The organism is Agrobacterium genomosp. 13 str. CFBP 6927, assembly GCA_900012615.1.
GTDB lineage: Bacteria > Pseudomonadota > Alphaproteobacteria > Rhizobiales > Rhizobiaceae > Agrobacterium.
This window is the reverse complement of the sequence record LT009756.1, coordinates 1133727-1144892: the sequence shown is the minus strand read 5'-3', so window position 1 is coordinate 1144892 and position 11166 is coordinate 1133727. Positions and strand designations below refer to the sequence as shown.

General features: G+C 58.3%; 10 protein-coding genes. 3 read left to right on the top strand and 7 right to left on the bottom strand.

Annotation, left to right across the window (positions count from 1 at the left end):
* Window positions 1-125 precede the first annotated feature (125 nt).
* Window positions 126-1094, bottom strand: coding sequence for a LysR family transcriptional regulator (locus AGR13A_RS05710; RefSeq protein ID WP_035217769.1), 969 nt, complete (start codon window positions 1092-1094; stop codon window positions 126-128).
* Window positions 1095-1244: 150 nt separating this feature from the next.
* On the opposite strand from AGR13A_RS05710, the gene AGR13A_RS05705 reads away from it, so the two are divergent.
* Entirely contained in the window at window positions 1245-1862 is a 618-nt protein-coding gene (locus AGR13A_RS05705) for an FMN-dependent NADH-azoreductase (protein WP_035217771.1), read from the top strand.
* 30 nt (window positions 1863-1892) lie between these two features.
* Here AGR13A_RS05705 and AGR13A_RS05700 read toward each other — a convergent pair whose 3' ends face one another.
* From AGR13A_RS05700 to ilvA, 3 genes are all read right to left on the bottom strand, one after another.
* Window positions 1893-3158 (bottom strand): GGDEF domain-containing protein, encoded by a 1266-nt coding sequence (locus AGR13A_RS05700; RefSeq protein WP_080834134.1) that lies wholly within the window; start codon window positions 3156-3158, stop codon window positions 1893-1895.
* Between the two features lie 115 nt (window positions 3159-3273).
* Window positions 3274-3582, bottom strand: a complete 309-nt coding sequence (locus AGR13A_RS05695) for an HlyU family transcriptional regulator (RefSeq protein WP_035217775.1) — start codon at window positions 3580-3582, stop codon at window positions 3274-3276.
* Window positions 3583-3657: 75 nt separating this feature from the next.
* Complete coding sequence (ilvA, locus tag AGR13A_RS05690) at window positions 3658-4932, bottom strand: threonine ammonia-lyase (protein WP_080722820.1); 1275 nt, start codon at window positions 4930-4932, stop codon at window positions 3658-3660.
* Between the two features lie 80 nt (window positions 4933-5012).
* Here ilvA and AGR13A_RS05685 point away from each other — a divergent pair, with 80 nt between their 5' ends.
* Entirely contained in the window at window positions 5013-6470 is a 1458-nt protein-coding gene (locus AGR13A_RS05685; RefSeq protein WP_035217776.1) for a TrkH family potassium uptake protein, read from the top strand.
* 107 nt (window positions 6471-6577) lie between these two features.
* Window positions 6578-6832 (top strand): heavy-metal-associated domain-containing protein, encoded by a 255-nt coding sequence (locus AGR13A_RS05680; protein ID WP_003496638.1) that lies wholly within the window; start codon window positions 6578-6580, stop codon window positions 6830-6832.
* Between the two features lie 498 nt (window positions 6833-7330).
* Here the strand turns inward: AGR13A_RS05680 and AGR13A_RS05675 are convergent, their stop codons facing one another.
* The 3 genes from AGR13A_RS05675 to AGR13A_RS05665 all read right to left on the bottom strand — a co-directional run bounded on the left by AGR13A_RS05675 (window position 7331) and on the right by AGR13A_RS05665 (window position 11149).
* Window positions 7331-8824 carry an ABC transporter substrate-binding protein gene (locus AGR13A_RS05675; protein ID WP_080834132.1) on the bottom strand — a complete coding sequence of 498 codons (1494 nt, stop codon included), beginning with the start codon at window positions 8822-8824 and terminating at the stop codon, window positions 7331-7333.
* 240 nt (window positions 8825-9064) lie between these two features.
* On the bottom strand, window positions 9065-10075 hold the full coding sequence (locus AGR13A_RS05670) for an ABC transporter ATP-binding protein (protein ID WP_080834130.1): 1011 nt from the start codon (window positions 10073-10075) through the stop codon (window positions 9065-9067).
* Window positions 10076-10087: 12 nt separating this feature from the next.
* Window positions 10088-11149, bottom strand: coding sequence for an ABC transporter ATP-binding protein (locus AGR13A_RS05665; RefSeq protein WP_080834127.1), 1062 nt, complete (start codon window positions 11147-11149; stop codon window positions 10088-10090).
* Window positions 11150-11166 lie beyond the last annotated feature (17 nt).

The window sequence follows — 11166 nt, the reverse complement described above, 5'->3', positions numbered from 1 at the left end:
GCAAGCTCTCGGTTTATTACGAACGTTGCCCCCTCATCCCGCTGCCGCGGACTTCTCCCCCTCGGGGAGAAGAAACACGCGGCACCTTCTCAGCCAAAAAGCATTTGTCGCGGTTTCAAATAATTTCACTCAGCGGCGACAGAAATATTCCTCTGTTTGCTTCCGGCAACTATCCTGTTGAAATCCTTCTGGTTCGGACAGGCCGACAGGCGCTGCTGGAATGCCGTGGCCAACCACTGGCCGGCGGGACCGGCGGGTGAATCGACACGGCGGAGCGCAAAGAGCGGGTACTCGCCCTGCTCATAGGCCTCGAGGTCCAGCGCCTTCAGGCTGCCATTGGTCAGATCGTTGCGGACGATCGATGCGGGCAGACCGCCCCAGCCGAGCCCCCCCTTGATGAGCTGATATTTCGTGGCGATGTCGCTTACCCGCCAGGTCTTGTAGGACAGAACGTTGAAGTCGCGTCCCTTGGTCAGCCCTGACGCGTCGGTGACGACGAGTTGCACCTCCTCACGGACATCGCCAAGGACCAGCGGCCGTTCGATCTGCGCCAGAGGGTGATCCGACGCGACGACCGGCAACATGAAGGAATGGCCGACCTTTTCGACGACCAGTTCGTCATCCTGGCGCAACAGCGCGCCGCCGATGCCAATGCCGGCCTTGCGGGAAAGCACCATGTCCATGACCATGCCCAGCTCGCCGACATTGAGGCTGAGGGTGACAGTGGGGAATTCGCTGCGAAAATCCCGCAGCACGGCAACAACCGCCTCTGCCGGCACCATGGTACTGATGGCGACAGAGAGTTCCGCCTCAAGCCCCTGCTTCAGCCCCTTGGCGCGGGCGCGCATTTCCTGCAGGCCGGCGACGATGCGCCTTGCATCCTCAAGCATGGCGCGGCCCTCATCGGTCAGCCGCGGTTGGCGAACGCCATTGCGCTCGAACAGGGTGACTTCCAGCTGCGCCTCAAGATTGGCGATGGTGTAGCTGACCACCGACTGGGCGCGATTGAGCGTCCGCGACGCAGCGGAAAAGCTGCCGGTCTCAGCCACCGTCAAAAACACCTGCAATTGGTCGAGCGTCGGGTTCGCGTCCATGTCCCATCCATTTCATCGATAGATGGCTTCCACATTATCACAGTTTTCTTGATGGCAGCAATTCCTCATATAGGGGGCAATGGAAGGGCGTCATGCTCTCCCGCCATCCCAAGGCGCCCGTCAATTCATCGCATATTGCAAGGAAAGACCATGTCCAACATTCTGCTCATCACCTCCAGCCCGCGTGGCGAGGAATCGGTCTCCAACAAGTTTTCCGGCGAACTCGCCAGCAAGCTGAAGGCCAAGTCGGCGTCCAACACCCTGGTCCACCGCGATCTCGCAGCCGACCCCATTCCGCATCTCGACACCGTCAAGACCGCCGCCATCCGCAAGCCGGCTGACCAGCGCACGGCTGAAGAAGCTGTTGCCGCAGACTATTCCGACAAGCTGGTTGCCGAGCTTCTGGCTGCCGACACGGTCGTTATCGGCACCGGCCTCATCAACTTCAACATCTATTCCGGCCTGAAGTCGTGGATCGACAATGTCGCCCGCGCCGGCCAGACCTTCCGCTACACCGAAACCGGCCCTGAAGGTCTTGCCAAGGGCAAGAAGGTCTACATCGTGCTCGCAGCAGCCGGCGTTTATTCGGAAGGCCCCGCCGCTCCGCTGAACCATGCCGTGCCCTACCTCAAGACCGTTCTCGGCTTCATGGGCATGACCGATGTGGAAGTGATCTATGTCGAAGGTCTGGCATTCGGCCCGGAAGCAGTCGAGAAGGCCGTTGCAGCCGCCGGCGCCAAGGTTGCCGAACTGGCGCAGGCCGCCTGAGCCTGTCTGATGGCGGCGTGATTGCCGCTATCAGCCGACCCACAATCCGTGACGGCCGTGGACCTGGTCCCGGCCGTTATTTTTTGCCGCGTAAAGCCGCGCATCGGCCTCCGATAGAAGCGCGCGAAAAAGCTGTCCGTCCTCGAAAGCCGTGGCGACACCGATGCTGACGGTCAATGGTGTGCCGTCCGGCCGTTGCAGGTCCGCGAGGATCGCCATTCTGAGATTGGCCGAGAAGGTAAGCGCGGCCTCATGCGGCACCGCCGGCAAAAGCGCCACGAACTCCTCACCGCCGAAGCGATATAAATGGCCATGCGGCTGCACGATGCGTTTCAGCACAGCGGCGAATTCCCGCAATATTTCATCGCCCTGCAAGTGCCCGAACGTATCGTTGACGGTCTTGAAGTGATCGATATCGACGATCAGCACGCTGACAGGGCGCTTTTTTTCCAGGCATTCCACGACGACCGAAGGCGCATCGAGTTCCATGCGGGCGCGGTCCGATACGCCGGTCAGCATATCGCGGCCGGAGCGGGACAAAAGCTCCTCGTAGCGTTCCCTGAAGGTGAGGTCGTTGAAAACATCGGTAACGCTGCGGCGCGTCAGGAAGCGGCCCTTTGCCACCGTCAGTTTGAGATAGATGGCGAAGAGCAGAGAATAAATGGCGACCGCCGCCATTTTCGCCTTCCAGCCATCGTAAAAAACATCGATCGGCGCGTTCAGCATATATCGCAACGCCGCGTAAAAACCGGCCTGATCCAGGCTTAGAATTACGACGCCGCAGATTGCGAAACGCAGCACGATATGGCGCTGCAAATAGCGCCCCAGCTTTTCGTAGAAAAGGATGATGGCGATGGCATCGATATAAAGAAGGCTGGTTCCCCAGACCATCAGCACACCCATCTCATCCAGAAAACCGGCGCTGACCGATTGTCCGGGCACAATCGCCACCGTCTGATGAAAATGGATGATCTGCGCCATGATGACGGTCAGTATGTTGCCGAGAAGCAAGCCGTAGATCGGCTGGCGGACGACCGCCGCATCCTCCCGCATATAAAGCATCAGGATCATCATCAGCTTGCCGGCAAAAAGGATCGACGAGCCGGGAGATGCCACGCCGAAGGGCAGCTCGACGTAAAAGACGGCCGCCAGATAGGTCTCCAGAAAATGCATTACCCCCAGCGCGGTGAGAAAAACACCGATGCCGAGAATATGCCGGTAATGAAGGAATGCCGTCATTACCGCGAAATAGACGATGGCCTCCGTCGCGAAGAGTGCCAGATTTGCCCATTGCATCGGCACATGCCCTATCTATCCACGTCGCGCGTTCATTGGCGCGACTCCATGCTCCTCGGGGACGATAGGCCGAAGCAACCAACGGAATCTTAATGCAAGTCGCAAGAAACCGTCATCATTTTCCTGGGAAAAGCGATGCGCCGTTCTGGTCGATGATCAATCTTGCCTTGCGGACCGTAAACTCGACGGCATCGTCCAGGCTGGTGAAGACATCGGCGCGCACGAATTCATGCACCAGTACTTCATCACCGACCTTTTTCTCGATACGGCCGGCCAGCCGGAACTGTCCGCCTTCTTTGAGAGGCGTCGCATAGATCAGATATTCGCCATGCGCATGTGGCTCCGCCTGCGCCGTCTTCTGGGGCGCGTCGGACGGCTGGCCGGAGCCGAAGGCCGAGAGGATTTTGGAAAAAAACGATGCCATGGCTTTCACTCCCTCAATCTATGTCACGTTCGAAGGGCGGAGATGATCCGCCCTTCCCTGTCTTTAACTCCCCGATCAGATGATCAGGTTCGACAGGATGTCGTTTTCAGTGATGTCTTCATAACCGAGACCAGCCGCCTCGAAGCGCTCCAGCAGGCCGGCGAAATTCTCCTTCGCGCTGGTTTCGATACCGATCAGGATCGAACCGAAATTGCGGGCCGATTTCTTCAGATATTCGAAACGGGCGATATCGTCGTCCGGGCCGAGCAGGTTGAGGAAATCGCGCAAGGCGCCGGGGCGCTGCGGCAGGCGTAGAATGAAGTATTTCTTCACGCCGGTGTAACGCATGGCGCGTTCCTTCACATCCGGCAGACGCTCGAAATCGAAATTGCCGCCGGAGACGACGGCGATGACCGTCTTGCCTTCCAGCTTCTCACGGCCGAGCTTTTCGAGCGCGGCGATCGCCAGCGCGCCCGCCGGCTCCAGCACCACACCTTCGAGGTTCAACATCTCGATGATCGTGACACAGATGGCGTTTTCCGGGATGAGCAAGACCTGCTCGGCCGGAAAGTCCTTCAGCGCCTTGAAGTTCAGGTCGCCGATGCGGGCAACGGCGGCGCCGTCGACGAAATTGTCGACCTTGTTCAGCGTCACCGGTTCACCGCGCTCTATGCTCTTCTTCAGGCTCGGCGCTCCTTCCGGCTCGCAGAACACGAAGTTCTCCTTGCGGACCGTGCCGGCGAGAAAACCTGAAAGACCCGCAGAGAGACCGCCGCCGCCAACGGGCATGACGACGATATCGGGCTTCGTGCCTTCCGGAAGCTGATCCATGATTTCGGCGGCGACCGTCGCCTGCCCCTCGATGATGTCCTCATGGTCGAAGGGCGGCACCATGTATCCGTCATTGTCCTCAACATATTTGCGGGCAGCGGCGTAACACTGGTCGAATATATCACCCACCAGACGGATGCTGATGAATTCACCGCCGAAGATGCGGGTCTTTTCGATTTTCTGCTGCGGTGTCGTCACCGGCATGAAAACGACGCCGTGAACGCCGAAATGGCGGCAGGCGAAAGCAAAACCCTGCGCGTGGTTACCGGCCGACGCACAGACGAAAATCTTGTTCTTGCCAGCCTTGGCCACCGCCTTGCGGAGAAAATTGAATGCGCCTCTAATCTTGTAGGAGCGAACCGGGGACAGATCTTCACGCTTCAGCCAAATCGACGCGCCATACCGACGGCTGAGATGTTCATTCAACTGCAACGGCGTTTCCGGGAATATTTCCCGCACTTCCCGCCGCGCTGCTTCCACAAGCTGCTTGTCCACGATAGTCAATCCATTGAAATTCATAATGGCACCCGCTATGCCATAGGAAGGCGTCCGAGACAAAGACTCATTTCAGCGCGGCAACGAACTCCGGGTTTCATTTCTTGAACAGTAACCTTCTGCGCTCGGTCATCTATGTGGCTTCCATCTTCGGGCTTTACATGGCGACGGCCATGTTTCTGCCGGCGCTCACCGATCTCTATTACGGCAATGACGACTGGATGGTGTTTGCGCTGTCGGGTTTCATGTGCGGCGGTTTTGCGCTTGCCTGTGCGCTGGCGACCCGTGGGCCGATAGCCTCCTTCAACAAACGTTTCGGCTTTTTGCTCGTCAACCTGCTCTGGCTGGTCTTTTCCGTCGTCGGCGCGGTTCCGCTTTACCTGTCCGAACTCAACCTGACGCTCGGCCAGGCAATATTCGAATCCGTTTCGGCCATTACCACGACAGGATCGACAGCCATCGCCGGTCTCGACAACGCGCCGCAGGGCATCCTTCTCTGGCGTTCGCTGCTGTGCTGGCTTGGCGGTATCGGTATTGTCGCGCTCGGCCTCTTCATCCTGCCGCTGCTGCGCGTCGGCGGCATGACCTTTTTCCGCATGGAATCGTCCGATACCGGCAACGACCGGCCTTTTGCGCGGCTGGCGAGCTTCACCCGGGCTTTCGTGGCCATTTACATCATCATGACGCTCGCCTGTACGATCGCTTACGATTTTGCCGGCATGTCGCATTTCGATGCGCTAAACCATGCGATGTCGACGGTCGCGACCGGCGGTTTCTCCACCCATGACGCGTCTTTCGCCTATTTCAACAATACGGCGCTGCTTTGGATCGCCACCATCTTCCTGATCTTCGGCAGCCTGCCCTTTTCGGTCATGATCCTGCTTGCGGTGCGCCGCCGGCTGGAAACACTGCGCGATCCGCAGATTGCGGTCTTCCTCGGCTATCTCTGCGCGATCTCGATTGCGGTCGGCGTCTACCATCATTTCAGGAACGGCGTGCCCTTGGATGACGCGCTCAGCCATTCCTTCTTCAACATGACCTCGATCCTTTCCACCGGCGGTTTTGCGAGTGATGACTATACGCTCTGGGGGCCCTTCGTTGTCGTCGTCGCCTTTTTCGCGACATTCATGGGTGGGTGTTCCGGTTCGACGGCGGGTGGTATCAAGGCCTACCGCTTTCTCATCATGTTCAATGTCGTGCGGGCGGGGCTGAAAAAGCTGATCTATCCGAACGCCGTCTATTCCGTTCGTTACGGCCAGCAGGTGGTCGATCCCGATACGATCAGAACGATCTTCCTGTTCGTCAGCTGCTTCATCGCGCTGTGGATTGCCGGCAGCCTCGCCATGAGCCTGATGGGCTATGATTTCCTGACAGCCACCTCGGCGGTGGCGACCTCGCTCGCCAATGTCGGCCCCGGCATTGGCCCGATCATCGGACCGGCGGGCAATTTTTCCACGATCAGCGATCCGGCGCTTTATCTGCTGTCGGTGATGATGCTGCTCGGACGCCTGGAAATCCTCACCGTTCTCGTGCTGCTGATGCCGATTTTCTGGCGCAGCTAAAATGGCAGCGCGCTCTTTCAGCCTTTATGAATAAAGCGCTTGACCTTCCCACGTTGGAATAGTCCAGGCTCCTCCTGTCACGACTTCCAAACCAAGGAGAACCGCCTATGTGCACCGCCCACCAGCATCACCCCGAAACCGCCGCCGCACCTGTTGATGCCGACCTTTCTTTCCATGTTGAAGACATGACCTGCGGTCACTGCGCCGGGGTGATCAAGGGCGCAATCGAAAAGACCGTTCCCGGTGCCGCCGTGCATGCCGATCCGGCAAGCCGCACGGTCGTGGTTGGCGGCGTCTCCGACGCGGCCCGTATTGCCGAAATCATCACCGCTGCTGGCTATACGCCGGAAGCGCGCGCCTGATCGGATGAGATACCGGCGGCGCCTTATCCCCGCTGCCGCCGGCTTCGCCTTGCCTGCCCCGTTTCACGCTGACTGTGCGTGACAATCTTTGGACGACATCGGTCGTCGCCCCTTCTCCCTCCCCAGATGGCAGATGCCCTCTCCTTTTTTGATCAGGGGTGGTGGTGGAGGTTTTCCGGTTTTAATGAAGCGAACACCATCCACATGCCGTTACATACCGGGCTTGTGCACACGTCTGACTTCAGTTTTTGGCCGGTAGATAAAGCCACAACATTTGTTGTATTCGTGACGTTCCCCTCCTCCGTCATTCCGGCCTTGAGCCGGAATCCAGCCAGCCCAAGTCCTTGGGCTGAAAGGAATCTTCCCGTCGTGCAGACGCACGTCGGCTGGATTCCGGCTCAAGGCCGGAATGACGGAGGAGAGGTTCGAGGGCCTTCTCATAAAAAAGACCCGGCTCTTGCGAGCCGGGCCTCTGTTCATCAGCAACATCACGCTGGTTTACTTCGTCGTCAGATCCTTCGTCATGATAAAGTAGTTGAGCGGATGCGGCTTGTAGTTTTCAAGCTTGGCCGAATAGGCGTCAAACACGGTTTCATGGATGAGGAAGACCGAGACGGCCTCGTCATAGATCTTTTTTGCCGCTTCGCCGTAGATGGCGTAACGCTTGGCGGGCTCGGCCGCAGCGTAAGCGGATTTGATCAGCTTGTCCGTATCCGCATTGCAATAATGCGAGATGTTGTAGCTGCCGCCACAGGTATAATCGGCGTTGAGGAAACCGGCCGGTTCGGCAACGTCAGTAGCGTAACCACGCGACAGCAACGCCATGTCGAAATTGCCGGCCAGCATATCCGGTTCGATCGCGCTATAGTCGGCAACGCGCACATCGACCTTGATGCCGACTTCCTGCAACTGGGCCTGAATGATCGCCGCGACATCCTTGAGTTCCGTCTTTGCCGTATAGGCGAGAAGCGTCACTTTCAGACTGCCGGGTGCGACACCCGCCTCCTTCAGCAGAGACTTTGCTTTTTCCACGTCATAGGTGGACTTGGATTCCTTTTCAGCCCAGGGCTCACCCGCTGCGAAGGGCATGGCCGCGCCCTTGACCACACCTTCATAGATACTGTCGGCGATGCCGCCCGTATCGATGGCAGCCTGGATCGCCTGCCGGACTTTGATATTGTTGAAAGGCGGTTTCGAATTGTTCAGCAACAGTTCCGTGATGCGGGGCGATGGGATCGGCGCAACCTTGACGCCATCGGTGGATTCGATGGTCTTGACCGTCCATGGCGGGACGAGACGCGAAATCTGCGCTTCACCGGTGCGGGCCTGGGTAGCGCGGGTATCGGCATCGGGCACGAAATTCACGCGTCCGCCCGCAAGTTTCGGCATGCCGCCCCAATAATCGTGGTTGGCCTCCAGAACCATATGCTGGCTGGGGTCAACCTCCGTGATCTTGAAAGGTCCGGTGCAGGTTCCCACCGGATCGACCTTGCCGTCCTTATAGGCGGATGGAGCAAGGATCGAGGTGGCGGGGCTCGCCATCTGCGCCGGCAGAAGCACCGAGGGCTCGATGGTGGTTATCTTCACGACATCGTCGCCGCCTGCCTCGACGGCGGCGATCAGCTTCGGCGAAAAGGCGCGGGCCGGAACGGGCGCCTTCAGAAGATTGCTCAGCGCATTGACCGCGGCCTTGGCATCGAGCGGCTCGCCGTTCTGGAACTTGACGCCCTTGCGCAGCTTGAATTCCCACACCTTGGGATCCGTCTGCTTCCAGGACTCGGCAAGGCTTGGCTCCAGCTTCATATCATAGCCGACGCGTACGAGGCTCTCGAAACAACCCGCGCGTGAGCCGAGATAGGCGTCGTCAGAAGCCATCTGCCAACCGGTTTTCACACCAAAATTATCGTCATAGGTAATCGTGGCGGCCTTTGCCGCGTCAGCTCCTAACGAAACCACAATGGCGCATGTCGCCAAAAGTGTGTGTTTGACCATAGAATATTCCCCTTTTATTTTTGATGACAACGCTCACAATTCATTTACATTCACAAAATTTCCAATTTTCATTTATTATTTTTTTGAATGACAAAGCATATCCTCTAGATGTTTACTCAACATCCATCTGAATATTATTCATTTTATGTTTTTATACTCGGAATATAATTCCGATATTAAATCGCAAACGCACTATTCATCTGTTTTTATCGGGTCAGAAGACTGTTATTGCGTTGTCCCTCAGCCCCACTCGCGCCAATGGTGACAGCGTGCGGAATGCTCCCCGGCGACCGTTTCCAGAACCGGTTCCTTTTCGCCGCAAATCTGCGTCGCATATTTGCAGCGGGTGTGAAATTTGCAGCCGCCGGGAGGATTGAGCGGGCTTGGCAAATCTCCGTCCAGAAGCATTTCCGGCGCATATAGTCCGGTCTCATCCAGCATCGAAGAGGCGATCAGCGCCTTCGTATAAGGATGCTTCGGCGCCCGGAAAAGCTCCTCGCGGTCAGCGATTTCAACGATGCGCCCGAGATACATCACCGCGATGCGGTCGCAGAGATAACGCACAACGCGAAGGTCATGGGAAATCATCAGGACCGTCAAACCGTGACGGCGCTTCATGTCCATCAGAAGGTTGAGGATCTGCGTGCGCATCGAGGCATCGAGCGCCGATGTCGGTTCATCGCACACAAGGAAGCTCGGATTGAGAAGAAGCGCACGTCCTATGACGACACGTTGCAATTGCCCACCGGAACACTGGCTTGGATAACGATCATAAAAGGAGGCATCGAGGCCGACTTCTTCCAGCATCTTGAAAACACGGGCCACACGTTCATCGCGTGTGCCGATGCCATGCTGGGCAAGCGGCGCTTCCATGCTTTGTCCGATGCGCATGCGCGGATCGAGTGCGGAATAAGGGTCCTGAAACACCAGCTGCACGACCCGGCGCATGCGCCGGAGCGTCTCGCCCTGCATATGCAGAATATCGTGGTCGCCAATGCTGACTTCGCCTTTTGTCGCGTGGGTCAGCCGCGTTATCAGCCCGGCGACGGTGCTCTTACCGCAGCCGGATTCACCAACGAGACCCAGCACTTCGCCTTCGCCGATGGTCAGGGAAACATCGTCGACGGATTTCACCACCCGGTGACCAAGCCCGGATATCGGGTAATATTTGCAGAGGTTCTTCGCCACCACATAGGGGTGGTTCTTGCTGTCCGCCGATGGCGGGGTCTGTGTCTTCTCTGTCGATAACATCGCTACCCTCCCTCAGCAGACCGCGTGACTGGTATGGCTGGCATGGTCATCGTCAACCGCCCAGCACCGTGCTTTGCGCCCCTCGGGCAAGCTATTCAGATCGGGTTCCGATGCCATGCACCGGCTGCCCATGCCAGCCGACTTGGCCAGCGCGCAACGCGGATGAAACCGGCAGCCGCAGGACATGTCATGGGCCTGCGAACTGGAGCCCGGGATTGTCAGCAACTGGCCTTCGCTGTCTGTCGTCAGAAGCGAGCAGCTGATCAGCGCCTTGGTGTAGGGGTGTTGCGGTGACTTGAGGATTGCCTGGGTCGGCCCCTCCTCGACAATGCGACCGGCATACATCACCGCTATCCGGTCCGCGAATGCGGCGACGACCGACAGGTCGTGGGTGATGAGCAGTGTCGCAAGCCGGCGCTTGCGGCGCTCATCGTCGAGCAACCGCAATATCTGTGCCTGCACCGTGACATCAAGCGCCGTTGTCGGTTCGTCAGCGATCAGCAGTTGCGGATTGCCGGAGAGTGCCGCCGCGATCATGACACGTTGCGCCATGCCGCCCGAAAGCTCATGGGCGAAACATTGCGCCCGCGCCGACGGATCGGGAATTCCGACATCCGACAAGAGGCCGACAACCCGGCTGAGCGCCGCGTGCCGGCTCATCTTGCGATGTATCCACAGCGGCTCGGCAACCTGTGTCCTCACCCGGCTGGTCGGATCGAGCATGGCCTGGGGTTGCTGGAACAGCATGCCGATATCGGCACCGCGCAGCGCATCAAGCTCGGAGGATGACAAGGCCAGAATATCGCGACCGGCAAAGGAAATACGGCCGGAATTGATTTCCGCGCCCTGCGGCAAGAGCCGCATCAGCGACAGCGCCGTCATGCTCTTGCCCGATCCGGATTCGCCGACGAGAGCGACGACTTCGCCAGCATTGACGGAAAGCGTCAGACCCGAAATAACAAACTTGCGGCCATTTTGCGCCGGCACCGAAACATGCAGGTCCTCGATTTCCAGAAGCGGCGTCCGCTCCGGAGATATGGCCGTATTGGCATGCGTTTGTCCTTCGATATTCATAAGAGTTCCCCTTATTA